The 26250-nt window shown below is 69.3% G+C and carries 25 protein-coding genes and 1 tRNA gene; 12 read left to right on the top strand and 14 right to left on the bottom strand.

Annotated features, from left to right (window positions below):
* The 6 genes from AC3WXD_RS33525 to AC3WXD_RS33500 form a co-directional block, all read right to left on the bottom strand.
* Positions 1-195: hypothetical protein (locus AC3WXD_RS33525; RefSeq protein WP_492325553.1), on the bottom strand; the 195-nt coding region annotated here is incomplete at its 3' end.
* Positions 196-229: 34 nt separating this feature from the next.
* Positions 230-1375, bottom strand: a complete 1146-nt coding sequence (locus AC3WXD_RS33520) for a BMP family ABC transporter substrate-binding protein (protein ID WP_020205006.1) — start codon at positions 1373-1375, stop codon at positions 230-232.
* Between the two features lie 145 nt (positions 1376-1520).
* Positions 1521-2441, bottom strand: a complete 921-nt coding sequence (locus AC3WXD_RS33515; RefSeq protein WP_020205007.1) for an ABC transporter permease — start codon at positions 2439-2441, stop codon at positions 1521-1523.
* Between the two features lie 16 nt (positions 2442-2457).
* Complete coding sequence (locus tag AC3WXD_RS33510; protein WP_492325552.1) at positions 2458-3558, bottom strand: ABC transporter permease; 1101 nt, start codon at positions 3556-3558, stop codon at positions 2458-2460.
* On the bottom strand, positions 3551-5122 hold the full coding sequence (locus AC3WXD_RS33505) for an ABC transporter ATP-binding protein (protein ID WP_492325551.1): 1572 nt from the start codon (positions 5120-5122) through the stop codon (positions 3551-3553). The genes AC3WXD_RS33510 and AC3WXD_RS33505 overlap by 8 nt, the downstream gene beginning before the upstream one ends.
* A gap of 383 nt (positions 5123-5505) precedes the next feature.
* A complete protein-coding gene (locus tag AC3WXD_RS33500) occupies positions 5506-6432 on the bottom strand; it encodes a pirin family protein (protein WP_492325550.1) in 927 nt (308 codons plus the stop codon).
* Between the two features lie 692 nt (positions 6433-7124).
* Between AC3WXD_RS33500 and AC3WXD_RS33495 the strand changes: the two genes are divergently transcribed.
* The 4 genes from AC3WXD_RS33495 to AC3WXD_RS33480 are packed head-to-tail and all read left to right on the top strand — an operon-like array spanning position 7125 to position 10686.
* Positions 7125-7841 carry an ABC transporter permease gene (locus tag AC3WXD_RS33495; RefSeq protein ID WP_059413045.1) on the top strand — a complete coding sequence of 239 codons (717 nt, stop codon included), beginning with the start codon at positions 7125-7127 and terminating at the stop codon, positions 7839-7841.
* 38 nt (positions 7842-7879) lie between these two features.
* Positions 7880-8857 carry a glycine betaine ABC transporter substrate-binding protein gene (locus AC3WXD_RS33490; RefSeq protein WP_492325549.1) on the top strand — a complete coding sequence of 326 codons (978 nt, stop codon included), beginning with the start codon at positions 7880-7882 and terminating at the stop codon, positions 8855-8857.
* Between the two features lie 10 nt (positions 8858-8867).
* Positions 8868-9515, top strand: a complete 648-nt coding sequence (locus tag AC3WXD_RS33485) for an ABC transporter permease (RefSeq protein WP_492325548.1) — start codon at positions 8868-8870, stop codon at positions 9513-9515.
* 1 nt (position 9516) lies between these two features.
* Complete coding sequence (locus AC3WXD_RS33480; protein ID WP_492325547.1) at positions 9517-10686, top strand: osmoprotectant ABC transporter ATP-binding protein OsmV; 1170 nt, start codon at positions 9517-9519, stop codon at positions 10684-10686.
* 365 nt (positions 10687-11051) lie between these two features.
* On the opposite strand, the gene AC3WXD_RS33475 is transcribed toward AC3WXD_RS33480, so the two are convergent.
* The gene (locus AC3WXD_RS33475; RefSeq protein ID WP_492325546.1) at positions 11052-12635 is read right to left on the bottom strand and encodes an aldehyde dehydrogenase (NADP(+)); all 1584 of its coding nucleotides are present in this window, start codon (positions 12633-12635) and stop codon (positions 11052-11054) included.
* Positions 12636-12874: 239 nt separating this feature from the next.
* Complete coding sequence (locus tag AC3WXD_RS33470; protein WP_020205016.1) at positions 12875-13621, bottom strand: FadR/GntR family transcriptional regulator; 747 nt, start codon at positions 13619-13621, stop codon at positions 12875-12877.
* Between the two features lie 242 nt (positions 13622-13863).
* Between AC3WXD_RS33470 and gudD the strand changes: the two genes are divergently transcribed.
* The 4 genes from gudD (at position 13864) to AC3WXD_RS33450 (ending at position 18104) form a co-directional block, all read left to right on the top strand.
* Positions 13864-15246, top strand: a complete 1383-nt coding sequence (gene gudD / locus AC3WXD_RS33465; protein WP_492325545.1) for a glucarate dehydratase — start codon at positions 13864-13866, stop codon at positions 15244-15246.
* Positions 15247-15367: 121 nt separating this feature from the next.
* Entirely contained in the window at positions 15368-16375 is a 1008-nt protein-coding gene (locus AC3WXD_RS33460; RefSeq protein ID WP_492325544.1) for a Bug family tripartite tricarboxylate transporter substrate binding protein, read from the top strand.
* Positions 16376-16486: 111 nt separating this feature from the next.
* Positions 16487-16861, top strand: a complete 375-nt coding sequence (locus AC3WXD_RS33455) for a hypothetical protein (protein WP_059413039.1) — start codon at positions 16487-16489, stop codon at positions 16859-16861.
* Positions 16862-17018: 157 nt separating this feature from the next.
* The gene (locus AC3WXD_RS33450) at positions 17019-18104 is read left to right on the top strand and encodes a J domain-containing protein (RefSeq protein WP_492325543.1); all 1086 of its coding nucleotides are present in this window, start codon (positions 17019-17021) and stop codon (positions 18102-18104) included.
* Positions 18105-18226: 122 nt separating this feature from the next.
* Here AC3WXD_RS33450 and AC3WXD_RS33445 read toward each other — a convergent pair.
* Positions 18227-18316, bottom strand: a tRNA-Ser gene (locus AC3WXD_RS33445).
* A 204-nt stretch (positions 18317-18520) separates the two neighbouring features.
* Here AC3WXD_RS33445 and AC3WXD_RS33440 point away from each other — a divergent pair.
* Positions 18521-19090 (top strand): outer membrane lipoprotein, encoded by a 570-nt coding sequence (locus AC3WXD_RS33440; RefSeq protein WP_020205021.1) that lies wholly within the window; start codon positions 18521-18523, stop codon positions 19088-19090.
* Between the two features lie 78 nt (positions 19091-19168).
* On the opposite strand, the gene hemW is transcribed toward AC3WXD_RS33440, so the two are convergent.
* The 5 genes from hemW to AC3WXD_RS33415 form a co-directional block, all read right to left on the bottom strand.
* Positions 19169-20413 carry a radical SAM family heme chaperone HemW gene (hemW, locus tag AC3WXD_RS33435; RefSeq protein WP_059413037.1) on the bottom strand — a complete coding sequence of 415 codons (1245 nt, stop codon included), beginning with the start codon at positions 20411-20413 and terminating at the stop codon, positions 19169-19171.
* Positions 20410-21027, bottom strand: a complete 618-nt coding sequence (gene rdgB, locus AC3WXD_RS33430; protein WP_492325542.1) for an RdgB/HAM1 family non-canonical purine NTP pyrophosphatase — start codon at positions 21025-21027, stop codon at positions 20410-20412. The genes hemW and rdgB overlap by 4 nt, the downstream gene beginning before the upstream one ends.
* A 25-nt stretch (positions 21028-21052) precedes the next feature.
* Entirely contained in the window at positions 21053-21772 is a 720-nt protein-coding gene (rph, locus tag AC3WXD_RS33425; protein WP_020205024.1) for a ribonuclease PH, read from the bottom strand.
* 229 nt (positions 21773-22001) lie between these two features.
* A complete protein-coding gene (locus AC3WXD_RS33420) occupies positions 22002-22916 on the bottom strand; it encodes a PP2C family protein-serine/threonine phosphatase (protein WP_020205025.1) in 915 nt (304 codons plus the stop codon).
* A 62-nt stretch (positions 22917-22978) separates the two neighbouring features.
* Positions 22979-24034, bottom strand: a complete 1056-nt coding sequence (locus AC3WXD_RS33415; protein ID WP_029044028.1) for a serine/threonine protein kinase — start codon at positions 24032-24034, stop codon at positions 22979-22981.
* Positions 24035-24212: 178 nt separating this feature from the next.
* On the opposite strand from AC3WXD_RS33415, the gene AC3WXD_RS33410 reads away from it, so the two are divergent.
* From AC3WXD_RS33410 to rpoZ, 3 genes are all read left to right on the top strand, one after another.
* Positions 24213-25154: a YicC/YloC family endoribonuclease gene (locus tag AC3WXD_RS33410; RefSeq protein ID WP_020205027.1), complete on the top strand. Its 942-nt coding sequence runs from the start codon at positions 24213-24215 to the stop codon at positions 25152-25154.
* 5 nt (positions 25155-25159) lie between these two features.
* The gene (gene gmk, locus AC3WXD_RS33405) at positions 25160-25813 is read left to right on the top strand and encodes a guanylate kinase (RefSeq protein WP_020205028.1); all 654 of its coding nucleotides are present in this window, start codon (positions 25160-25162) and stop codon (positions 25811-25813) included.
* Between the two features lie 84 nt (positions 25814-25897).
* Complete coding sequence (gene rpoZ, locus AC3WXD_RS33400; protein ID WP_006578656.1) at positions 25898-26101, top strand: DNA-directed RNA polymerase subunit omega; 204 nt, start codon at positions 25898-25900, stop codon at positions 26099-26101.
* The last annotated feature ends 149 nt before the right edge of the window (positions 26102-26250 follow it).

Genomic DNA, 26250 nt, shown 5'->3' with positions numbered 1-26250 from the left:
TGCTCGTCGTACTTCGCCATGAAAAACACCCCAAAAAGGTTGGACAGGTGTCCAACTTTTGGGGTGCAGTTCACCGGGGGAGCGAAAGCCTTTGACTTTGATTTTGATGTTGACTTTGACTTTGACGTAAAGCAGTTGACGTTGAAGCACAAAAGCCAAACAAACCCCAACAACAAAAAAAGCGGCAGACGCCAAAACCCCATCCACCGCTCCCCACTACCTCCAACCATCACCCCGGAATCTTCCCCTCCACACCCTCCACGTAGAACTTGATCCCATGCAGGAAGCCGTCGTCGGCGACCTGATCCTTGGCCAACTGTTCCTTGCCGGTGTTGTCCTTGAGCGGACCCTTCCAGATCGGCGCCGAGCCGTCGGCGATGCCCTTCTTGCGCTCGTCCACCAGCGCCTTGACGTCATCCGGCACCACCGCGTTGAAGGCCTTGAGGTCGATCATGCCTTCCTTGATGCCCCACCACGTGGTGCCGTTCTTCCACTGGTTGGCCAGCACGTCGCCGACCACCTTGTTGTAGTAGACGCCCCACGAGATCGCCGAGGCGGCCAGGTGGGCCTTCTCGCCGAACTTGCTCATGTCGCTGTCCCAGCCGAACGCGTACACGCCCTTTTCCTGGGCGGTCTGCACCACGGCGGCGGAGTCGGTGTTCTGCATCAGCATGTCCACGCCCTGGCCGATCAGGGTGGTGGCGGCTTCGCGTTCCTTGCCCGGGTCGAACCACTTGTTCACCCACACCACCTTGACCGTGGCCTTGGGGTTGACGCTGCGCGCGCCCAGCGTGAACGAGTCGATGTTGCGGATCACCTCGGGGATGGGCACCGACGCGACCACGCCCATCTTGCCGCTCTTGCTCATCTTGCCGGCCACCACGCCGGCGAGGTAGGCGCCTTCATAGGTGCGCACGTCGTACTGCGCCAGGTTGTCGGCGGTCTTGAAGCCGGTGGCGTGCTCGAACTTCACGTCGGGGAATTCCTTGGCGACCTTGAGCATCGACTCCATGTAGCCGAAGGTGGTGCCGAAGATCAGCTTGTTGCCCTGGGCGGCCAGGTCGCGGAACACGCGCTCGGCGTCGGCGGCCGATTCGGGCACGTTCTCGACGAACGAGGTCTTCACCTTGTCGCCGTACTTTTCTTCCACGGCCTTGCGGCCGGCGTCGTGCGCGTAGGTCCAGCCGGCGTCGCCCACCGGTCCGATGTAGACGAAGGCGACCTTGAGCGGTTCGGCCTTCTGCTCGGCCACCGGGGCCGAGGCGGGTGCGGCGCTTTCGGCGGGCTTCTCGGCTTCCTTCTGGCCGCAGCCGGCGAGGGCCAGCACGGCGGTGGCGGCGAATGCCGCCAGGGTTTTCCTGCGCGTGACGATCATGGTTTCTCCTTGAAATGACCTGGCTAGTGATTGTTATGACTAAGGGTGCGACGTTGGCTCAACTGTGGTTCTCGAACGCGAAACACCGGTGCGGCGGCGCTTCCCCGCGCGCGCCGTCACCGGGAAAAACATGGCGGGAAGGGGCTCAGGCGGCACCGGGGCGGAACGGCTTGCCGAGCGACGCCGGCATGTTCAGGCGGATCCACGCCGGGTTGCGCGAGATCAGCGCCAGCACCACGATGGTGGCCGCGTAGGGCAGCATCGACAGGATCTGCGACGGCACCGCCACGCCGATGCCCTGCAGGTAGAACTGTAGGATGGTGACGCCGCCGAACAGCCACGCGCCGGCCAGCACGCGGCCCGGGCGCCAGGTGGCGAAGGTGGTCAGCGCCAGTGCGATCCAGCCGCGCCCGGCCACCAGGTTCTCCACCCACATCGGCGTGTACACCAGCGACAGGTAGGCGCCGGCCAGCCCGCAGCAGGCGCCGCCGAACAGCAGCGCGCCGAAGCGGATCAGGCGCACCGGATAGCCCAGCGCGTGGGCCGACTCGGGCGACTCGCCGATGGCGCGCAACGTCAGTCCGGCGCGCGTGCGGAACAGGAACCACGCGATGGCCGCGCACAGCAGCAGGCTGAAATACACCATCCAGTGCTGCTGGAAGAAGGCCGGCCCGAAGAACGGGATGTCGGCCAGCCCGGGAACCGACCTGGCTTGCGAGGGCATGGCGAAGCCGACGAAGCGCTGGCCCATGAAGGCCGACAGCCCGGTGCCGAAGATCGACAGCGCCAGGCCGGTGGCGACCTGGTTGGTGGCCAGCACCAGCGCCAGCCACGAGAACAGCGTGGCCATCACCATGCCGGCCAGCGCGCCGGCGGCGAAGCCGATCATCGGCGACTGGGTCTGGTAGCCGGCCATGAAGCCGAACGCGGCCGCCACCAGCATCATGCCTTCGGCGCCGAGGTTGAGCACGCCGGCGCGCTCGTTGATGAGCAGGCCGAGCGCGGCCAGCAGCAGCGGCGTGCCGGCGTTGATCGCGGTGGCGATGAGGGGTGCGAATTGTTCCATGTACGTGGGTTCTCGCTCAGGCGGCCTTGGCGCGCCAGCGCAGGCGGTTGTCGATCAGCGTGTCGCTGGCCAGCAGGAAGAACAGCAGCATGCCCTGGAACACCGAGCCGATGGCCGAGGGCAGGCCCAGGCGCGACTGCGCCATCTCGCCGCCGATGTAGAACAGGGACATGACGATGCCGCCGAACACCGTGCCCACCGGATGCAGGCGGCCGACGAAGGCCACGATGATGGCGGTGAAGCCGTAGCCCGGCGAGATCGACGGCAGCAACTGGCCGATCGGGCCGGTCACTTCGAAGGCGCCCGCCAGGCCGGCGGTGCCGCCCGAGATCATCAGCGCGCTCCACAGCGAGCGGCGCGCCGAGAAGCCCGCATAGCGCGCCGCCGCCGGCGCGGTGCCGCCCACCTGCAGGCGGTAGCCGGCGAAGCTGCGGAAGATGAAGGCCGTCATGGCCACCACCAGCACCAGCATCACCGCGAAGCCGGCGTGCAGGCGCGAGCCCGCCATCAGGTTGGGCAGCAGGAACTCGGCGGAGAACACCTTGGACTGCGGGAAGTTCATGCCGTTGGGGTCCTTGAGCGGGCCGTTGACCACGTACAGCATCAGCTGCTGCGCGATGTAGGTCAGCATCAGCGACACCAGGATCTCGTTGGCGTTGAACTTGTCCTTGAGCGCGGCGGTGAGCGAGGCCCAGAACATGCCGCCGATCACGCCCGCGAGCGACGCCAGCACCAGCACCACGGTGCCGTTGACGGCGTGCCCCGGCACGTCGAAATACAGCACGGTGGCGCCGGCGAAGATGCCGCCCACGATCAGCTGGCCGTCGGCGCCGATGTTCCAGATGTTGGCGCGGTAGCACACGGAGAGGCCGAGCGCGCACAGCACCAGCGGCACGGTCTTGAGCAGCACCTCGCCGATGGCGCGGCGGTCCTTGAGCGGATCGACCAGGAAGACCTTGAGCGCGGCCACCGGGTCCTTGCCGAGCAGCAGGAACAGCAGCGCGCCGAACACCAGCGTGAGCGCCAGCGCGATGAACGGCGAGGCATAGGCCATGCGGCGCGAGGGCAGGCCGCGCGGGACCAGCGAAAGCGGCGAGCGGAGCAGGAAATCAGGCATGGAGCGCTGCCTCCCGCGGTTCCTGCTGGCCGCCCGGCCCGCCTTCCCACAAGCCGCTCATCCACAGGCCGACCTGCTCGCGCGTGGCGTCCCGGGCCGGGATCGACGGCGACAGCCGGCCCTTGGCGATCACGTGCAGGCGGTCGCAGATGGCGAACAGTTCGTCCAGTTCCTCGGACACCACCAGCAGCGCGCAGCCGGTGGCCTTGAGGGCCAGCAGCTCGTTGTGGATCTGCGCCGCGGCGCCGACGTCCACGCCCCAGGTGGGCTGGGCCACGATCAGCACCTTGGGGCCGCTCTCGATCTCGCGGCCGACGATGAATTTCTGCAGGTTGCCGCCCGACAGGCTCTTGGCCAGCGCCTGCGGCCCGCTGGCCTTGACGCGGAAGCGCGTGATCACGGCCTGCGCCAGCCCGGCCGCGGCCTTGGGCGAGATCATGCCGCGCCGCACGTAGGGCGCGGACTGGTGCGACAGCAGCGTGTTGGCGGCCAGGCTCATGCCCGGCACCGCGCCGCGGCCCAGGCGCTCCTCCGGCACGAAGGCCAGGCCGGTGCGGCGGCGCGCGCGCGCGTCGAGGCGGCCGACCGGCTTGTCGTCGAGCAGCACCGCGCCGCGCTCGGCGCGCGTGTCCTCGCCCGACAGCGCCGCCAGCAGTTCCTGCTGGCCGTTGCCGGACACGCCGGCGATGCCGACGATCTCGCCCGCGCGCAGGTCCATCGCGATGTCCGACAGCTCGGTGGCGAAGGCATGCGCGCGCGGCAGCGAGAGCGCGCGCACCGCCAGGCGGCAGGCGCCCGGCTCGGTCTGCACGCGCGCCTCGCGCGGCGGCTCGCCGCCGATCATCAGGCGCGACAGCGAGGCCGCGCTCTCCTGGCGCGGATCGCACACGCCGGTGACGCGGCCCATGCGCATCACCGTGGCGCTGTGGCAGAGCTCGCGGATCTCGTCGAGCTTGTGGCTGATGTACAGGATGCTGGTGCCTTCGGCGGCAAGCTGGCGCAGCGTGACGAACAGCGTCTGCACGGCCTGCGGCGTGAGCACCGAGGTGGGCTCGTCGAGGATCAGCAGTTGCGGCCTGGCCAGCAGCGCGCGCACGATCTCCACGCGCTGGCGCTCGCCCACCGACAGCGTGTGCACGTGGCGGTTGGGCTCGAGCGGCAGGCCGTAGCGCTGCGCGGTCTCGCGGATGCGCTCGGCCAGCTGCTTCATGCTGGCGTTGTCCTTGCCCTTGCCGCGCGGCAGGCCCAGCGCGATGTTCTCGGTGACGGTCAGCGTGTCGAACAGCGAGAAATGCTGGAACACCATCGCGATGCCCAGGTTGCGGGCATCGTGCGGATTGTGGATGGCGGCGGGCGCACCGTTGAAGTGCATCTCGCCGGCGTCGGGCTTGACCGCGCCGAAGATGATCTTCATCAGGGTGGACTTGCCGGCGCCGTTCTCGCCGAGGACGGCGTGGATCTCGCCGGGAGCCACGACGAGCGAGACGTCGTCGTTGGCGGTTACGCCGGGGTAGCGCTTGCTGATATGCGCAAGCGCCAGCCGGGGAGGGGTGCTTAGGGTCACTGAGGCGGCTCGAATTGTTATGGCAGCAACGTTGGTCGACGTTCTTCGCAGGCGGCACCTCCTGCGGCGCGACGGGCAGGATCGCCGCATCGCATCGCCGGGACCATCACGGGATGGTGATGCCGTTTATTAAGCGAGGATTATATAAGTGCGCGGGGGCCGGACAGCCTGTTCCGGGCTGTTTCGGCGGCCCCGCAACGGTTGCAGGCAGGTTGCAAGTCGCATGCCGGGGCGTGGCGCCCGCGCCGCCGCGCAGCCGGCGCGGGCGCTGGCAAGGACGGGCGGCGCAGGCGGGCGGCAAGGCGAAAAAAAGCCCCGGGAGCAGGGTGCTCCCGGGGCTGTCGCGGGAAGGGCGCGTTGCCTTCCCGCCTGGGCGCGGCGCTTCAGGCGCCGTTGTTCGCCGCGATCCGGTTGAAGCGGCCTTCGCGGAAATCCGCCAGGGTCTGGTAGATATCCTCCTGGCTGTTCATCACGAACGGCCCATATTGCACGATCGGCTCGCCCAGCGGCTTGCCCGCGATCAGCAGGAAGCGCGCATCGGTGGTCGCCGTCACCGTCACGCCGTCGGCGCCGGCGGCGTTGTCGAGCACGCCCATGCGCTGCGCTTCGAGCGTGGCCGCGTTGTCGCCGCTGCCCACCGCGATCTCGCCGCGGTAGGTGTACAGGAAGGCGTTATGGCCCGCGGGCAGCGCCTGCGAGAAGCGCTGGCCGGCCGGCAGCGACACGTCGAGGTAGAGCGGCTCCGTCACCGGGCGCGCGACCGCGCCGGCCACGCCGTGCGAGGCGCCCGCCAGCACGCGCACGGTGGCGCCGCCCGGCAGCGCCACCGTGGGCACGGCGGCGGCGGGCAGGTCGCGGTACCACGGCGCGGTCATCTTGTCGGCGGCCGGCAGGTTCAGCCAGAGCTGGAAGCCTTCCATGCGGCCGTCTTCCTGCTCGGGCATCTCCGAGTGCACCACGCCGGCGCCGGCCACCATCCACTGGGCGCCGCCGTTTTCCAGCAGGCCTTCGTTGCCGGCGCTGTCGCGGTGGCGCATGCGTCCGGCCAGCATGTAGGTGATGGTCTCGAAGCCGCGGTGCGGGTGGTCGGGGAAGCCGCCGATGTAGTCGTCGCGGCTGTCGGTGCCGAAGGCGTCCAGCATCAGGAACGGGTCGAGGCGGCGCTGCAGGTTCTGCGTCAGCACGCGGGTCAGCTTGACGCCGGCGCCGTCCGAGGTGGCGATGCCGCGCACCACGCGGTCGATCGCGCGCGATTGCTGCACGGTTTCCGTGGCGGTGGCCGGAATGGTCGGGATGGTGCGTTGTTCCATGTTCGATCTCCTGTGGGGGCGGGGGCGGCGGCAATGGCGCGCGGTCCCCGTTGGCTACCCTCCCAATTTAAGGGTTTGGCCCGAAAGCGGTAGAGGGCGGGCGGGCAACAGATTGTTCTGATAGTGATACGGTGCGGGGCCGTTCGATGTCGGTTTTTGCAACAACGCGGCGGCCCCCGGCGCTGTAGGACAAACACCGACAATGGCCCGCGGGCACGGCGGGAAATGCCGGAAGGTGACAGGATGAGCGTAAATGCGTATAATAGCGCTCTCGTTGTCATCCGATGCTGCGTAATCGCGCGTGAGGCACAAACGTTGGTCATGGCCCGGCAAGCTGCCCGGCCTGCCTCTTGTGTCCTGATCGCTGCCTGCGCCGCATCGGCCGATTGATCCGGCGGCGCGTCGGAAAACCATCAACTCTGCGCTGCCACTGGCCACCCTGTTCCGCGTCCTCGCGGCGGGCTGCGCCGCTCCAGGGACCCCGGCTTCATCGCCCGGGGTTCCGTCAAATGGGTTTCCCCGCCTCGCGGCGTGGAGCCCGGCGCCCGTCCACCGGCTCATCTGCCGGTCATGGCGGGCAAGACAATCCAGTCAGGGCCGGCGGCCCCCGTTTGCACCGCCCGCGCCCGTTTATCGTCCGCTGGTCCGGATGTGGCGCCTCGTGCCCGCATGCGGCGCGGGGAGAGGGGAATATGTCCAAGCAATCCGTGCGGGCGCTCGCCTGGGGATGTCTCGCGCTTGCCGCGCTGGCCGGACTGGCCGCGTGGATCGGCGTCGACGTCATCCGGCAATACCGGGAGCGCCTGTGGTACGACGTGGCCGACCACCTGCGCCTGGTGGCGTGGTCGATGGCGCTGGCGCTGGCCACCGGCATCCCGGCCGGCATCGCCCTGAGCCGGCCCTGCATGCGCCGCTGGGCCGGCCGCCTGATGCAGGTCTTCAACGTCGGCAACACCGTGCCCTCGCTGGCGGTGCTGGCGCTGGCGCTGGCCGTGCTCGGCATCGGCGAGCGGCCCGCCATCCTGGCGCTGTGGCTGGCCTCGCTGCTGCCGATCGTGCGCAATACCTGCGAAGGCCTGCTCGGCGTGTCGCCGGCGCTGACCGAGGCCGCGCGCGGGCTCGGCATGACGGCGCGCCAGCGCCTGCTGCGCGTGGAGCTGCCCAATGCGCTGCCGGTGATCCTGGCCGGCGTGCGCATCAGCCTCGTCATCAACGTCGGCACCGTGCCGCTGTCGTTCCTGATCGGCGCCAACAGCCTGGGCGAGCTGATCTTCCCCGGCATCTACCTCAACAACCAGCCGCTGCTGCTGCTCGGCGCGGCCGCCACCGCGCTGCTGGCGCTGGCGCTCGACGGCCTGTTCGCCGCCGCCGGCCATTGCTACCTGCGCAGCCGCGGGCTGGTCCGCTGAGCACCGCGCACCACGCCGCGCACCACAAGGAGAATCCGATGCAACCGATCAAGAACGGACTGGCGAAACTGGCCGCCGCGCTGGCGCCGGCCGCGGCGCGTCTGTTGGCGCGTACACTGGCGCGCCCCGCCGTCTCGCTGGCGGTGCTGGCCGCCTGCGCCGCCGCCGCGCTGGGCGTGCCGGCGCATGCCGACACCATCCGCGTGGGCGGCAAGAACTTCACCGAGCAGCTGATCCTGTCGTCGATGACGGCGCAATACCTCAAGGCCAAGGGGCTCGACACCGAGCTGACTTCCGGCCTGGGCAGCACGCTGATGCGCCAGGCCCAGGAAAGCGCGCAGCTCGACGTGGTGTGGGACTACACCGGCACCGCGCTGATCGTCTTCAACAAGGTCGAGGAAAAGCTCGGCGCGCAGGAGAGCTACGAGCGCGTCAAGGCGCTCGACGCCGCGCGCGGGCTGGTCTGGCTCGACGCCTCCGGCATCAACAACACCTACGCGCTGGCGATGCCGCGCAAGCGCGCCGAGGCCGCGGGCGTGACCACGCTGTCCGCGTTCGCCGGGAAGATGCGCGCGGCCGGCGAGGGCAGCGCGCATCCGTTCGCGGTCGACATGGAGTTCGCCGCGCGGCCCGATGGCCTGGAGCCGCTCAAGGCGCTCTACCAGTTGCCGTTCGCGCGCCGCGACGTGATCCAGCTCGATCCGGGCCTGGTCTATACCGCGCTGAAGAACGACCAGGTCGAGCTGGGCCTGGTCTACACTACCGACGGCCGCGTCAAGGGCTTCGACCTCGTGCTGCTCGAGGACGACCTGCATTTCTTTCCCGCGTACAACGCGGTGCCGGTGGTGCGCCAGGCGACGCTGGCGCACCACCCGGAACTGGCGGCGCTGCTCAACGCGCTCGCGGCCGCGCTCGACAACGCGGCCATGACCGCGATGAACTACCAGGTCGACATCGGCCAGCAGCCGGTCGACAAGGTGGCGCAGGATTTCCTGCGCGGCCACGGCCTGATCTGAGGGCGGCCGCATGGACCTGACGACCTACCTGCAGCACGCCTGGCCCACGCTGCTGCGGCTGACCGGCCAGCATCTCGCGCTGGTGGGCTCGGCGGTGGGGCTGGCGATCGTCGCCGGCGTGCCGCTGGGCATCCTGTGCGCGCGCTTCCGCTTTCTCGCCACGCCGCTGCTGACGCTGGCCACCATCGTGCTGACGCTGCCGTCGATCGCGCTGTTCGGCCTGATGATCCCGATGTTCGCGCGCTTCGGCCACGCGCTCGGCTACGTGCCGGCGGTGACGGCGGTGTTCCTGTATTCGCTGCTGCCGATCATGCGCAACACCTGCGTGGCGCTGGCCAGCGTGGACGACGGCATCCAGGAAGCCGGGCGCGGCATCGGCATGACCACCTGGCAGCGCATGCGGCTGGTGGACCTGCCGCTGGCCGTGCCGGTGATCCTCGGCGGCGTGCGCACCGCCGTGGTGATGAACATCGGCGTGGCCACCATCGCCGCCATCATCGGCGCGGGCGGCCTCGGGGTGCTGATCCTGCAGGCGATCAGCCAGAGCAACATGAGCAAGCTGGCGGTGGGCGCCGTGCTGGTCAGCGTGCTCGCCATCGTGGCCGATGCCTGCCTGCAGTGGCTGCAGCGCGCGCTGACGCCGAAAGGAATCCGCTGACATGATCGAACTCGACCAACTCACCAAGACCTTCCGCCAGAAGGACGGCGCCGAAGTGCGCGCCGTCGACGCCGTCTCGATGACGGTGCCCAGGGGCGAGATCTGCGTCTTCCTGGGGCCTTCGGGCTGCGGCAAGACCACCACGCTCAAGATGATCAACCGCCTGATCCGGCCCAGCGCCGGGCGCGTGCTGATCGACGGCGAGGACACCGCGCGCGTGGACGAGGTCACGCTGCGGCGCAAGATCGGCTACGTGATCCAGCAGATCGGCCTGTTCCCCAACATGACCATCGAGCAGAACATCATGGTGGTGCCGCGCCTGCTGGGCTGGGACAAGAAGCACTGCCGCGAGCGCGCGCGCGAGCTGATGTCGATGGTGCAGCTCGACCCCGGCAAGATGCTGTCGCGCTACCCGCGCGAGCTCTCGGGCGGGCAGCAGCAGCGCATCGGCGTGATCCGCGCGCTGGCCGCCGACGCGCCGGTGCTGCTGATGGACGAGCCGTTCGGCGCGGTCGACCCGATCAACCGCGAGAGCATCCAGAACGAGTTCCTGCTGATGCAGCGCCAGCTCGGCAAGACCGTCATCATGGTCTCGCACGACATCGACGAAGCCATCAAGCTCGGCGACCGCGTGGCGGTGTTCCGGCGCGGCAGGCTGGTGCAGTTCGACCATCCCGACGCGCTGCTCGCGCATCCCGCCGACGACTTCGTGCAGGCCTTCGTCGGCCACGACAACACGCTCAAGCGCCTGCTGCTGGTGCGCGCCGGCGACGCCGCCACGCTGGCGCAAAGCTGCGCGCCCGACATGCCGCTGGCGCAGGCCTTCGGCCTGATGGACGAAGCCGACGTGCGCCAGTTGCCGGTGGTGGACGCCGCCCGGCGCGCGCTCGGCTACGTCACGCGCCGCGACGCGCGCGGCGGGCAGGGCACGTGCGCCGACGCCATGCGCCCGTTCAAGGCCACCGCCGCGTTCGACGAGCACCTGCGCATCGTGTTGTCGCGCATGTACCAGCACAACACCAGCTGGCTGCCGGTGCTCGACGCCGATGGCGTGTACCTGGGCGAGGTCACGCAGGAATCGATCGCGGACTACCTGAGTTCGGGGCGCTCGCGCGGCAACGCAGCCGTAATCCGGCCGCCGCAGGCGCCGCCCGAGCGCGCGACCGTGTGAGGCGCGCCGGCAGAGAACAAGACCGGAGCGTTGAACGAAGCCGGCGAACGGGCCCACGCCGCGAGAGCTAGCCCAAGCAAGGTGTCCTCCCTCTCCCCTCACGGGGAGAGGGCCGGGGAGAGGGGCGGTTTAGCTAGGAGCCACAAGAAGCGGAGCCAACGGTGTTGTCCAGCATCGCGGCCAGAAACGAAGCCGATGGTTTTTTCCAGCACGACAGCATTCGCCAGCGTCGGCCCTCTCCCCCGCCCCCTCTCCCGCAGGCGGGAGAGGGGAGAAAACAGCGGGCAGGATGATGCCGTCCGCGAACGAAAAAAGGGCCGGAATCCCCGGCCCTTCGTCATGACGGCAACGCCTGCCGCGTGCGCTTATTCGCGCCCGAGCTGCCCATCCTTCAGACGCCACGCGCCCAGCGGATTGCCATCCTGCAGCACCGGCGGCAGCAGCTCGGCCGGCACGTTCTGGTAGCACACCGGGCGCAGGAAACGCTCGATGGCGGAAGCGCCCACCGAGGTCGAGCGCGTGTCCGACGTCGCCGGGAACGGGCCGCCGTGCACCATCGCGTAGGCCACCTCCACGCCGGTGGGATAGCCGTTGAACAGCACGCGGCCCACCTTGCGCTCGAGCACCGTCAGCAGGCTGGCGGCCTCGGCGCGGTCGCCGGCGTCGGCCTGCACGGTGGCGGTGAGCTGGCCTTCGAGGCGGCGCGCCACGGCCAGCATTTCCGCGTGGTCGCGGCAGACCACCAGCACCGAGGTCGGGCCGAACACTTCCGCCTCCATGCGGTGGTCGGCGAGGAACTGCGCCGCGGTGGTCTCGAACAGCGCCGGGCGGGCCTGGTTGGGGCCGTTGGCCGCCAGGCCGCTGCCGATGCGGCGCAGGCCTTCGATCTCGCTCAGTTGCGCCACGCCCTTTTCATAAGCCTGGCAGATGCCCGGCGTCAGCATGGTGCCCGCGGCTTTCTCCGCCAGCGCGGCGACCGTGCCCTGGCGGAACACGTCGAGCGCCGGGCTTTCCACCGCCAGCAGCAGGCCGGGGTTGGTGCAGAACTGGCCCACGCCCATCACCAGCGATTCCACCAGGTTGCGCGCGATGTCGGCGGCGCGCGCGTTGAGCGCGGCGGGCAGCAGGAACACCGGGTTGATGCTGCTCATCTCGGCATAGACCGGGATCGGCTGCGGCCGGCTGTTGGCGGCCTGCACCAGGGCCAGGCCGCCGCTGCGCGAGCCGGTGAAGCCGACCGCCTGGATCGCCGGGTGCGCCACCAGCGCGGTGCCGATGGCGAAGCCGCCGGCCAGCAGCGAGAACACGCCTTCCGGCAGGCCGGCATCGGCCACCGCCTGCTGGATCACGCGGCCGACCAGCTCGGAGGTGCCGGGGTGGGCCGGGTGCGCCTTGACCACCACCGGGCAGCCGGCCGCCAGCGCCGACGCGGTATCGCCGCCCGCCACCGAGAACGCCAGCGGGAAGTTGCTGGCGCCGAACACCGCGACCGGACCCACGGCGATCTTCTGCAGGCGCAGGTCGGGGCGCGGCGGGGTGCGCTCGGGCAGCGCGGCGTCGAGCGTGGCGGCCTGCCAGCGGCCGTCGCGCAGCACGCTTGCGAACAGGCGCAACTGGTTGGCGGTGCGGGCGCGCTCGCCTTGCAGGCGCGCCAGCGGCAGCGCGCTTTCGGCGTGGGCACGCTCGATCAGCGTGTCGCCCAGCGCTTCCAGGCCGCCGGCGATGGCTTCCAGGAACTGCGCGCGCGTCTCGGGCGAGGTGTTGCGGTAGGTGTCGAAGGCCGCGTCGGCCAGCGCGCAGGCGCGCGCGGCATCGGCCGCATCGCCGCCGTGGAACGCCGGCGCGAGGATCTCGCCGGTGGCCGGGTTGGTGGCATGGAGGATCTCGGCGGTGCCGCGCACGGCGCTGGCGCCGATCAGCATTTCACCGGTGATGGCGGTGGTGGTCATGGGAGGGGGTTCCTTCGACTGCGGTCAAATGGGCGCCCGGGCTGCGGGCGGGGTGACGGGCCGGGCGCGGCGGTGCGCCGCGCATAATCATAAGACATCCTACAACAACATCTGCCTTGCCCACAAGCGGAAGGCCGGTAGCACGGGGCGTGCGGCCGCTGGGGCATGGGGAGACGGGGCGATAGGGCTATACGGCGATAGGACGATGGGGCGGCGGATGGTGCCGGCGGAGCGGCGGCTCAGCCGCCCTCGACCGCGGCCGACGCCTTGCGCAGCCGCTCGCGGCTGTTGGTCAGGTGCATGCGCATCGCCGCCTTGGCGCCTTCGGGGTCGCGCCGCTCGATGGCGTCGTAGATGTTCTCGTGCTCGATGTTGACGCGCTCGAGGTACTGCGCGCGCTCCTGCGCGCTCACGTGCAGGCGGCTGCGCGGAATCACCGTGGTGCCCAGGTGGCCCATGATGTCGGTGAAATAGCGGTTGCCGGTGGCGCGCGCGATGGCGAGGTGGAATTCGAAGTCCGCGCCCACCGAATCCTTGCCGTCGGTGGCGGTGCGCTTGAGCTCGTCGAGCGCGCCGCGCATGACCGCGAGCTGTTCGTCGCTGCGGCGCGTGGCGGCGAGGCTGGCGGCCTCGGCCTCCAGGCTGACGCGGAATTCCAGCATGGCCAGCACGTCCATCGCGGTGATCATGGCGGCGGGGTCGATGCGGAACGGCGAGGCGCTCTCGGCCGGGCGCGCCAGCACGAAGGTGCCGATGCCGTGGCGGGTCTCGACCAGGCCGCTGGCCTGCAGGCGCGACAGCGCTTCGCGCACCACGGTGCGGCTCACGCCCAGCGCGCTCATGATCTCCGACTCGGTGGGCAGCTTGTCGCCCGGCTTGAGCGCGCCCTGCTGGATCCGTTCGCTCAGGTTGCTCACCGCCTCTTCGGCAAGCGTGCGGCCGCGGCGCCGCAGCGGGGTGGAGGAAGCGAGCATGGGGTTTGACATGGTGAGGGCGGGGACTTGACCGGGTCGCGATGGCCTCATTATACTGCGTCGTAAGTCATATGACGACCGATAACAGCTTTCTGGCAGGACGAGACTTGCCGCCGCGCACCGCGGCCTGCCACCGCCGCTAGCATGAGAAAGCCGGCCCCAGCCGGCGCAGCCAAGCCCGAGACAACCCGCAGCGCCGGCCGCCGCCTGGCCGTCCGGCGCGCATTGCGCCGCACCTTGCGCCGAAATCCGACATGACCCAAACGCCTGTTTCCGCTGCCCGCGACGCCTCGCCGGCAAGCGCGCCCGCCACCGGCACGCCCGTCGTCACCGCGCTGACCGTGATCCCGGTGGCCGGCCACGACAGCATGCTGATGAACCTGTCCGGCGCGCACGGCCCGTTCTTCACCCGCAACATCGTCATCCTGGCCGACAGCGCCGGCAACACCGGCGTGGGCGAGGTGCCGGGCGGGGAGGGCATCCGCCAGACGCTGGAAGAGGCGCGCGAGCTGGTGGTGGGCCAGCCGGTCGGCAACTACCAGGCGGTGCTCAATCGCGTGCGCGGCGCCTTCGCCAGCCGCGACGCCGGCGGCCGCGGCCTGCAGACCTTCGACCTGCGCATTGCCATCCACGCCGTCACCGCGCTGGAGGCGGCGCTGCTCGACCTGCTCGGCAAGCACCTCGGCGTGCCGGTGGCGGCGCTGCTCGGCGAAGGGCAGCAGCGCGACGCGGTGGAGATGCTGGGCTACCTGTTCTACGTGGGCGACCGCAACCGCACCACGCTCGGCTACCGCGGCGAGCCCGATGCCGACAACGCCTGGTTCCGCCTGCGCAACGAGGCGGCGATGGACGCCGCCGGCGTGGTCCGCCTCGCCGAGGCCGCGTTCGAGCGCTACGGCTTCAACGACTTCAAGCTCAAGGGCGGCGTGCTGCGCGGCGACGAGGAGATGGAGGCGATCGTCGCGCTGGCCGAGCGTTTTCCCAGGGCGCGCATCACGCTCGACCCCAACGGCGCGTGGTCGCTGGCCGAAGCCGTGCGCCTGTGCCGCGACAAGCACGGCGTGCTGGCCTACGCGGAAGACCCGTGCGGCGCCGAGGACGGCTACTCGGGCCGCGAGATCATGGCCGAGTTCCGCACCGCGACCGGCCTGCCCACCGCCACCAACATGATCGCCACCGACTGGCGCCAGATGGGCCACGCGGTGCGCCTGCAGTCGGTGGACATCCCGCTGGCCGACCCGCATTTCTGGACCATGCAGGGCTCGGTGCGCGTGGCGCAGATGTGCGCGGAGTGGGGCCTCACATGGGGCTCGCACTCGAACAACCACTTCGACATCTCGCTGGCCATGTTCACCCACGTGGCCGCCGCCGCGCCGGGGCGCGTCACCGCCATCGACACGCACTGGATCTGGCAGGACGGCGAGCGCCTGACCCGCGCGCCGTTGAAGATCGAGAACGGCAAGGTCGCCGTGCCGAAGGCGCCCGGCCTCGGCGTGGAGCTCGACATGGCGCAGGTGGCGCTCGCGCACGAGCGCTACAAGCGCATGGGCCTGGGCGCGCGCGACGATGCCGTGGCCATGCAGTTCCTGATTCCCGGCTGGAAGTTCGACAACAAGGCGCCGTGCATGGTGAGGTGAGCGCGCCTTTCCGTGGCCGGCAGCACAAGAAAACAAGCGGTATCCGATCAGAAGTCGAAAGCCCCGGACATCCGGCATGTCCGCCATGCCCGCACCACGCATCGAGAACCAAGGAGACACCATGAAGCCGTTCCAACAACCGTCCGCGCGGCGCAGGCTGTGCGCGCTCGCCGGCGCCCTGGTCGCCGCAGTGGCGGCCGCCGGCAGCATCAGCGCCGCCGCCGCGCAGACCTGGCCGACCAAGGCCGTCTCGGTGGTCGTGCCGTTCCCGGCCGGCGGCTCCACCGACACCATCGCGCGCATGCTGGCGCCGCCGCTCAACGAGAAGCTCGGCCAGCCCTTCGTGGTGGACAACCGCCCGGGCGCGACCGGCGCCATCGGCGCGGCGATGGTCAAGCGCGCGCCGGCCGACGGCTACACGTTGATGGTGGCGTCGATCGGCGTCTACGCCGTGAATCCCTTCCTGCAGAAGAACCTGCCCTATGATCCGGCCAAGGATTTCGACCTGCTGACGGTGGCGGTGCGCGCGCCCAACGTGCTCGTGACCAAGCCGGGCTTCCCCGCCGGCAACCTGCAGGAACTGGTGGCGTACATGAAGAAGAACCCGGGCAAGGTGTCGTTCGCCACGTCCGGCGCGGGCTCGTCCGACCACCTGACCGCCGCGCTGTTCTGGCAGAAATCCGGCACCGACGGGCTGCACGTGCCCTACAAGGGCGGCGCGCCGGCGATCTCCGACCTGCTGGCCGGGCAGGTCGATGCGTCGTTCCAGAACATCAACGCGGTGCTGCAGCACATCCGCAGCGGCAAGCTCAAGGCGCTGGCCGTGACCGGCGACAAGCGCTCGCCGGTGCTGCCCAACGTGCCCACCATGACCGAAGGCGGCGTCAAGGACGTGGACGTCTACTCGTGGCAGGCCGTGGCCGCGCCGCGCGGGCTGCCCAAGGACGTCAAGGCCAGGCTGCACGCCGCGCTGGTCAGCGCGCTGGCCGATCCGCAGATGCGCCAGAAGCTGGCCGAAAGCGGTTTTGAGGTGGTCGCCAACACGCCCGAGCAGTTCGACCAGTTCGAGAGGCAGGAACTGCAGCGCTGGAAGGCCGTGATCGAGGCCGGGAAGATCACCAGCGAATAAGCGCGCACGGGCCGCGCGGCTGGCGCGGCAGCACCGATGTCATGCTCCTTGCCCCGCCATCGCGGCGGGGCTTTTTACCTGGCGGTCCCGCGGCCTGCTACGCTTGCCGGCATGCGCCGCCCCCTCATCCGCTTCTGCAAGTCGCCGCCCTGCGTGCTGGTCGAAACCCGCTGGCTGGTGCCGCGCCGTTTCGACGGCTTCACGCCCGGCCCGCTGATCCTGCTGCGGCCCGGCGCGAGCCGTGCGCTGATCGAGCACGAGAAGGTGCACGTGCGCCAGTTCTGGCGCTCCTGCGGCCTGATGGGCGTGCTCTACCTGCTCAGCCCGCGCTGGCGGCTGCGCTTCGAGCTCGAAGCCTACCGCGAGCAGCTCAGGCATTGCGAGCCGCCGGCGGCGCGCCAGTTCGCGCGCATGCTGTCGCGCCATTACCACCTGAAGATTTCCGAGGAAGAAGCGTACCGGCTGCTGACGGCGCCAGCGGCGTGAGGACGCCCGCGGCGCATGCGGTCGGCCGCGGACGGCGCCGGCCGGTTTCTCCGGCGCTTGAAAATGGCGCGTTTTTGCCGATACAGGTAAATGGAAATGGCAGCCGGGATGGGTCCGGGATTGGGCCGGCATTGGCCCGCGGCCGCAAAAATCCGGCGTGGGCAGTGCCCTGCCTTTCGGGAGATTCCCTTGTTTCGGCGCCCCGGGTAAAATCGGCGCCGACTTGCTTGGGGCAACGACGGGAATGCATACACATTACGATAATCTGAAGATTTCTCGTGAAGCACCACCGGAGGTCATTCGCGCGGCATACAAGGCGCTGAGCCAGAAGCATCATCCGGACCGGAACAACGGCTCGCCCGAGTCGCACCGGAACATGACGATCATCAACACGGCCTACGAGGTCCTGATCGACCCCGTGCGGCGCGCGCAGCATGACGCCTGGATCCTGGCGCAGGAGCAGGCCGAGAAGGCCGCCGCGCTGCACGCCCGGGCGCAGGCGCGGCCCGCCCCGGCGGCTTCGTCGTCGTCTTCCGCGTCCGCTTCCGCGAAGCGTCCCGGCCCGGCGCCGCGCCAGGCCAGTACGCAGGGCGCGGCCAAGCCCAAGGCCGCGCCGGCACCCGGCGGCGGTTCCGGCGCCGGGAAGGTGGTCGTCATGATCATTGCCGGCGTGGCGATATACGCCGCGTTCTCGACCTCGTCCCGCGCGCCGGACCGCGCCGCGCCGGCGCCGGCATGGACGCCCGCGGCCTCCGCGCCGCTGCCGATGCGCGCCTTGCCGGCCGCCGCGCGCGAACAGCCGCTGGCGCTGCCCGACCCCGCGCCGCGCTATGCGCGCAGGCCCACGGCGCCCAACGGCTATCCGTGGCCGAACCGGAGCGGCTATGTGCCCGGTTATCCCGTCCTGAAAACCAACGGCCTCTCGACGCTGACGATAGACAACACGCGCAATGACGCGGACGTGTTCCTGAAGGTGTTCTCGCTGAACGCGGGCAGCAAGACGCCCGTGCGGTTCGCTTTCATCAAGGCCGGCGCATCCTTCGAATTCGCGGGCATCGCGCCCGGCGATTTCGATGTCCGCTACATGGACCTCGATACCGGCAGGATTTCCAGGTCGGAGCCATTCACGCTCGATGAAACCGCCGAATACAACGGCACGCAATACAGCAAGACCACGCTCACGCTTTACAAGGTGCCCAACGGCAATACGCGAACGCGGGAAATCGGCGAAAGCGAATTCTAGGCAGTTCTTGGGGACTGTGGATTGCCGGAGTACGGCCGGTACGGGAATACGCGAAATGCGTGCGGTTTTCCCGCGCGGACGGCGGAAGGCGGATTTTCGTGCCGGCGGATTCGAGAGGGAGCTGGCGGAAGCGGTGAGATTCGAACTCACGGATGGGTCACCCCATCGGCAGTTTTCAAGACTGCTGCCTTAAACCACTCGGCCACGCTTCCGGGAAGGAAAGAGCGCGCATTATAGCAAGGGCATGGAGCGGGGCACGGGTTTGTCACGCGCGAGTCTGGCAAGATGGAACCTTGGTCGGGGCGTTCGGCTCCTATCATGCGTGAGAGCGCACATGCGGCGCGGCGTGGTCGTGGTTCCGGTCCGCTCGCTCTCCGGCAATTTCACGCAGTTGCGATCAATCGAGGAGAATTCTGATGAACGGCAAGACTCTGTTGGGCGTGGCGGCAGCGGCCGCCGTGGTTGGCCTGGCCGGATGCGCGGCGCCCGGCGGTTATGGCGGTGGCTACAACGGCGGTTACGGCGGCGGTTATAACGCGCCGCCGCCGCAGGGCGGCTACCAGCAGCCGGGTTATCCGCAGCAGGGGTATCAGCAGCCGGGCTACCAGCAGCCCGGCGCCACCACCTACCAGGCCCCGGCGGGGTCGGTGTTCTATGGCCGCGTCGAGTCGATCGAGCCGGTTGCCACGCAGCAGGGCGGCAGTTCGGGCCTGCTCGGCACGGTGATCGGCGGCGTCGCGGGCGGCCTGCTGGGCCACCAGATCGGCGGCGGCACCGGCAACACGGTGGCCACCATCGGCGGCGCGGTGCTGGGCGGCGTGGCCGGCAACCAGGTGGAGAAGCGCGTGAGCGGCCCCGAGACGGTCTACCGCGTCAACGTGCGGCTCGACGATGGCCGCCTGGCGACGGTCACGCAGCGCAACGTGAGCAATCTGCGCGTGGGCGCCCGCGCGCAGGTGGCCAACGACATGGCAACGCCGTACTGATGCTGTCCTGACGAAAAGATACGGCCACCCTCGGGTGGCCGTATTGCATGGCGGCGCCTGCGCCGCCATCGGCGCGCTTCAGCCCTTCAGGAACATCTCCTGCAGGTCGTTGAGGAAGCGCCGTCCCAGCTCGGTGGGCTTGATGGTGGCGAGGTCGGCTTCGAGCAGGCCTTTTTTTTCGGCCGCGGCGAGGTCGCGGCTGATGGTGTGCAGCGGCAGGCCGGTGTGGTCGAAGAAGGTGCTGGCCGGCACGCCGTCGGTCAGGCGCAGCGCGTTGAGCATGAACTCGAAGGGCAGGTCTGCGGCGGGGACGTCGTGGCTTTCCTGCACCGCGCTGCCGGCCATTGCCTGCGCCATGTAGGTGGCCGGATGCTTGTGGCGCATCTGGCGCAGCACGCGGTGCGGGAACGAGAGCTTGCCGTGCGCGCCGGCGCCGATGCCGAGGTAGTCGCCGAAGCGCCAGTAGTTGAGGTTGTGGCGCGCCTGGCGGTGCGGCTTCGCGTAGGCGGATGTCTCGTAGTGCCGGTAGCCGGCCTGCGCGGTGCGCGCGTCGATCAGGTCCTGCATCTCGTAGGCGCTGTCGTCGTCGGGCAGCGCCGGCGGGAACTTGGCGAACAGGGTGTTGGGCTCGAGCGTCAGGTGGTACAGCGACAGGTGCGTGGTGCCGAACGACAGCGCGGTTTCCAGGTCCTCGGCGCATTCGGCCAGGGTCTGGCCGGGCAGCGCGTACATCAGGTCCAGGTTGACGTTGTCGAAGTTGGCCAGCGCGATGCGGATGGCGGCGCGCGCTTCCTCGCCGCCGTGGATGCGCCCGAGCGCGGCGAGGTGGCGGTCGTTGAAGCTCTGGATGCCGATCGACAGGCGGTTGATGCCGCTGGCGCGATAGCTGGCGAAGCGCTCGGCCTCGAAGGTGCCGGGGTTGGCCTCCAGGGTGATCTCGGCGTCGGCGTCGAGCGGCAGCAGCGCGCGGATGTCGGACAGCAGGCGGTCCATGCCGGCGGCCGACAGCAGGCTCGGCGTGCCGCCGCCGATGAACACGGTATGCACGGGGCGGCCCCATACCAGCGGCAGCGACTGCTCGAGATCGGCGCGCAGCGCGTCGAGGTAGGCGTCTTCGGGGATGTCGTGGCTGCCGGCGGCGCCGGGCACCGCGTGCGAGTTGAAATCGCAGTACGGGCACTTGCGCACGCACCACGGCACGTGCACGTAGAGCGACAGCGGCGGCGAGCCGGGCAGCGAGATCTGGCCGGGCTGCAGCCACAGCGACTTGGTGTCGGCGGGGACGGCCGCGCCGGTCTGCGCGGCGGGAACGATCGGGATCATGACCGCGCGTGGTGGTTGCCCGAAGCGCGCAGGCGCTCGGTCAGCGCCTTGAGCGCCTGCGCGCGGTGGCTGATGGTGTTCTTTTCCTCGGCGCTGAGCTCGGCCGCGGTCTTGCCCAGCTGCGGCAGCAGGAAATGCGGGTCGTAGCCGAAGCCAGCGCTGCCGCGCGGCGCGTCGACCACCTCGCCGGCCCACACGCCTTCGGCGATCACCGGGCGCGGGTCGTCGGCATGGCGCACCAGCACCAGCACGCAGTAGTAGTAGGCATGCCGGTTGAGCTTGCCGGCCAGCTGCGAGATCAGGTGCGCGTTGTTGGCGGCGTCCGACCGGGGCTTGCCCACGAGCTGCGCGTAGCGCGCCGAGTAGACGCCCGGCGCGCCGTCGAGCGCGTCCACGCAGATGCCGGAGTCGTCGGCCAGCGCGGGCAGGTTGGACAGGCGGCTGGCGTGGCGCGCCTTGGTGAGCGCGTTCTCGACGAAGGTGGCGAACGGCTCATCGGCCTCGGGAATGCCGAGCTGGCCCTGCGGCACCACGTCATAGCCCAGCGGCGCGAGCAGCGCGCCGAACTCGCCGAGCTTGCCGGGATTGTTGGAGGCGAGGACCAGGCGTTGCATCGCGTTCACCGTTGGGTTCGGTTCATCAGGCCAGGCCCAGCGCGCGGCGCTGGTGCGTCACCAGCTCGGCGATGCCCTGTTCGGCCAGGCGGGTCATGGCGTCGAGGTCGGCGCGGCTGAACGGCGCGCCTTCGGCGGTGCCCTGCACTTCGACGAAGCCGCCGCTGCCGGTCATCACCACGTTCATGTCGGTGTCGCAACTGCTGTCCTCGGCGTAGTCGAGGTCGAGCACGGCCTTGCCGTCGACCATGCCGACCGACACGGCGGCGACGAAGTCGCGGATCGGGCTGGCCGTGAGCAGGCCGTCGCGCAGCATGGCGGAGATGGCGTCGTGCGCCGCCACGAAGGCGCCGGTGATGGCCGCGGTGCGCGTGCCGCCGTCGGCCTGGAGCACGTCGCAGTCGAGGTGGATGGTGTATTCGCCGAGCGCGGCGAGATCGAACACCGAGCGCATGGCGCGGCCGATCAGGCGCTGGATTTCCTGCGTGCGGCCGGTCTGCTTGCCGCGCGCGGCCTCGCGGTCCGAACGGGTGTGGGTGGCGCGCGGCAGCATGCCGTATTCGGCCGTGACCCAGCCTTCGCCGCTGCCTTTCTTGTGCGGCGGCACCTTGGCCAGCACGCTGGCCGTGCACAGCACCTTGGTATCGCCAAAGGCACTCAGGACGGCGCCTTCGGCGTGGCGGGTGTAGTGACGGGTCAGGGTGATAGGGCGCAGCGCATCGGCTGCGCGTCCGCTTGGTCGCATGGGGGAATTGTCTCGGGAAACGGTCCAGGAGCGGGATTTTACCGCCGGCCGGGCTTGCGTGCCCGTCCGGCGCCGGCGCGGGCGCCGATACCGTGCCGGTTTCCCGGTTTTTCTCGATTCCCGCGCTTACCCCGTTTCCTCTGCTTCCTCCGCTTCCCCGCGCTTGCCCCTCGTTCTTGCGCGCCGGGCGGCGCGGAGGCTACCTGGGCGGCCGGCAAGGCCGCCGCGCTCAGCGCATGAAGTTGCTGCTCTTGTCGATCGCCGCGCGGATCTCGGCGATCGAGCGCTCGATCTCTTCTTCCGACAGCAGGTCGGTGTCGCCGCCGTTGTTTTCGAGGATGGAGGTGGTGAAGGTGTTGAGCGGCAGGGTCTCGGTCGCCACCGCTTCCTCGTTGGGCAGGTGCGCGTCTAGCTCCCACATCATGGCGATGGCGGTGGTGTTGTCCGCGCCTTCGCCGGCGTTCTCCAGGGCCTGGTCGATCAGGTCGGGGATGGCGTGCACCACCGACAGGTTGGTCACTTTCTCGACCAGCAGCGGCTCCTCGATGCTGCCCCACAGGCCGTCCGAGCACAGCAGGGCGACGTCGCCGGGCTCCAGCCGCAGCGGGCCGCCGATGTCGATCAGCGGCAGGTTGGGCGAGCCCAGGCAGTTGTAGAGCTTGTTGCGCTCGGGGTGGTTGGCCACCTGCATCGGCAGCACGCGCTCCTGCTGCAGCAGGTTCTCGATCTTGGAGTGGTCGCGCGTGCGCGTCAGCAGGTTGCCCTTGCGCACCAGGTACAGGCGCGAGTCGCCGGCGTGCGCCCAGTGGATCTGGCCGTTCTGCACCAGGCAGCAGACCACCGTGGTGCGCGGCACGTCGGCCAGGCCGTTGGCCTCGGCGTAGCGATGGATGTCGCGGTGGGCCAGCATGATGGTGTCCTGCAGGAAGTCGGCCGGATTGCGGATCGACGGCCGGGCCTGGGCCTGGAACTGGCGCGCCAGGGTCTGCAGGGCCTGCTGCGCGGCGACTTCGCCGAGCGCGTGGCCGCCGAGCCCGTCGGCCAGGACCATCAGCAGGGCATCGCGCGTGAAGCAATACCCCATGCGGTCCTGGTTGATGCGGCGGCCGCCTTTTCTGCTTTCCTGATAGACGGAGAATCGCATTTTGGCTGTTGGGGTCGGTTTTCGGCCGGCGGCGCCCGCGGGCCGCGCCGGCTGAATGTAGGTTAATCGCCGCTTGTGCCGATTTCCCGCGCGGGGACGCCGGCAGCGGGTTCGTCGCGCTTGCGCAGCAGGGTCAGGAAGCGGCTGGCGATCGGGCGCTCGGCCGCGGCCGGGGCGGGCGCGCTGGCCGCGGCCTGCTCGCCCAGCGCGTTGGTCTGCTCGCGCAGCTCCTTCTGCAGCCGGAACACGCTCTGCGGCCGCTCGGACGGCGTCAGGCGCAGGCACCATTCGACCAGGTCGACCAGGCCGTTGGTGTAACTCGTGCGCAGGCGCGTCAGGGACTCCGCCATGCGGTCGTCCTTCTCGCGCTGGTTGGCTTCCTGGGGCGGCATGCCGGCCATGCAGGCGTAGAGCGTGGCGCCGAGGCTGTAGATGTCGGTCCAGGGGCCGAGCTCGCTGTGCTTGCCGTACAGCTCGGGCGCGGCGAAGCCGGGCGTGTACATGGGCTGGAAGCGCGCCGCCTCCATCGTCAGGATCTGGCGCGCGGCGCCGAAATCGAGCAGGATCGGCGACTCGTCCTCGCGCAGGTAGATGTTGCCGGGCTTGATGTCCAGGTGCAGCAGCTTGTGGATGTGGACCTCGCGCAGGCCGCTCATCAGCGCGTGGAAGACCTTGCGGATGAAATGCTCGCGCAGGACCTTGGCCCGGCCTTGCTGGCGCGCGTGCAGGATGTGTTCCTGCAGCGTCTTGCCCAGCTCGTAGTTCATCACCATGTAGACGGTGGAGTTCTCGCGGAAGAAATTCACCACGCGCACCACGCTGGGGTGCGAGATGCGGGCCAGCGAGCGGCCTTCCTCGAAGAAGTACTTGAGCCCGAGCCGGAACGACGCGGCGCTTTCCTCGGGCACCACCGGAATCAGCTCGCCGGGCTTGCGGCGCGCCAGCGACGAAGGCAGGTATTCCTTGATGGCGACGGGCGCGCCGGTCTCGTCGGTGGCGAGATAGACGAAACTGAACCCCCCGCTGGCCAACTTCTTTACAATACGGTAGTTGGACAGCAGCGTGCCGATGGGCAGCGGTGCGCTCTTCGGAGGTGTTGCGCCCTTGGACTCTGTCATAGGATTCGGGACCGTGATTGCCTCCGGATTGTCCTGACTAATCGATGACTTGTAAAGAACACAATAGCGGCCATTATCGGCCCTCTTTCGGGTATCCGGACGGCGCGGCAGCGGGACACCCGGCACCGCGCGCCGCCCGGACCCATGCGGCCAGTTGGCCATTTCGCGAGACTATCCAATGATCCACAGCATGACGGGCTACGGCCTGGCGTCCCGCCAGGCGCCGCTGACCGACGCACACGGCGCGCCGACCGGCAGGACGGCATCCGTATCGGTCGAATTCCGCACTGTCAACTCGCGATTCCTCGACCTGCTGTTCCGGGCCCCGGAAGAGTGCCGGGCGTTCGAGCCGGCCCTGCGCGAGATGCTCATGGCCAAGCTGTCGCGCGGCAAGCTGGAGTGCCGCATCAACCTGCAGCGCGCCGAGGCCGGCACCGGCGGCGCCACGCTGGCGCTCAACGACGCGCTGCTGGCGCAGATCCGCGCGATCGAATCCACCGTGGCGGCCACCTTCACCGAGGCCGGCACGCTGCGCATGGGCGAGATCCTGCGCTGGCCCGGCGTGCTGGTCGAGCCCGAGCTGTCGCAGGAAGCGCTGCGCGAGGCCGTGACCGAGGCGGCCAGGGACGCCCTGGCCCAGTTGCTCGAGGCGCGCCGCCGCGAGGGCGAGGCGCTCAAGGCCACGCTGGTCGAGCGCATCGAGGCCATGCTGGCCATCGTCGAGCGGCTCGTGCCGACCATCCCGCAGCTGATCGCCCACCACCAGGAAAAGCTCACCGAGCGCCTGCAGGAGGCGTTCGGCATGGTCGCGCCCAACGGCATGACCGCGATGAGCCGCGACGAGATCGGCGAGCGCATCCGCCAGGAAGCCACGGTCTACGGCATCCGCATCGACATCGCCGAAGAGCTCTCGCGCCTGCAGGCCCACCTGAACGAAACCCGCCACATCCTCAAGAAGGGCGGCCAGGTCGGCAAGCGGCTCGATTTCATGATGCAGGAGCTCAACCGCGAAGCCAACACGCTCGGCTCCAAGGCCGCCGCGAAGGAACTGGCCGATGCCTCGATGGAGCTCAAGCTGCTGATCGAGCAGATGCGCGAACAGATTCAGAACCTCGAATAATCATCATGAGTGAAACGTCGTCCCACGTCGCCATCGACACCGCCTACCCCGGCAACCTGTTCATGGTGGTGGCGCCTTCCGGCGCCGGCAAGTCCACGCTGGTCAACGCGCTGCTGGCGCAGGACCCGGCCATCCGCCTGTCCATCTCCCACACCACCCGCGCGCCGCGCCCCGGCGAGCAGGACGGGCGCGAATACCACTTCACCACGGTGGACGCCTTCCGCGCCGCGCGCGACCGCGGCGAGTTCCTCGAATGGGCCGAGGTGCACGGCAACTACTACGCGACCTCGCGCGTCTGGATCGAGCAGCAGATGGCCCAGGGCAACGACGTGCTGCTGGAGATCGACTGGCAGGGCGCGCAGCAGGTGCACCAGCGCTTCTCCAACGCCACGGAAATCTTCATCCTGCCGCCGTCGCTGTCGGCGCTCGAGGAGCGCCTGAACAAGCGCGGCCAGGACGAGCCCAACGTGATCGTGCGGCGCCTGCTGGCCGCCGGCAGCGAGATGGCGCACGCTTCCGAGTCGGACTACGTCATCATCAACGAGATATTCGAGCGGGCGCTGGAGGAGCTGCGCACCGTGATCCGCGCCACCCGTCTGCGCTTTTCGTCGCAAAAGGCGCGCCACACCGACCTCTTCATCGAGCTCGGGATTCATTGAGCCCGGGGGCGCGCGGGAACGGTTTTTCCCGCGTGCTGTAAAATAGCCGGCATCGCATAGGTTTTGTCCCGAGGTGGATTTGATATGGCGCGTATTACCGTCGAAGATTGTCTGAAACACATCCCGAATCGTTTCGAGCTCGCGCTCGCGGCGACGTACCGGGCCCGTCAGTTGGTGCAGGGTCATACGCCCAAGGTCGAGGCCAAGGACAAACCGACCGTGGTGGCGCTGCGCGAGATCGCGTCGGGCCAGGTCGGCATCGAGATGCTCAAGAAGGTACCCACCTGATTTTCGGGCGGCCGTGGCCAGTCTTCGCAATGCGTACCTTTGCATCCAGCGCTTGCTGCACCTGCTGACGTACCTGTTCGCGAACGCGATTGCACAGCCAGATCACAGAGGCCGCCCCGATGTCTTCTTCCCAGCCTTCCTCTCCTGCC

Source organism: Cupriavidus sp. FW216-B1, assembly GCF_058789195.1.
Note: the sequence above shows the minus strand (reverse complement) of the source record. Positions and strands in the feature narration are given on the sequence as shown.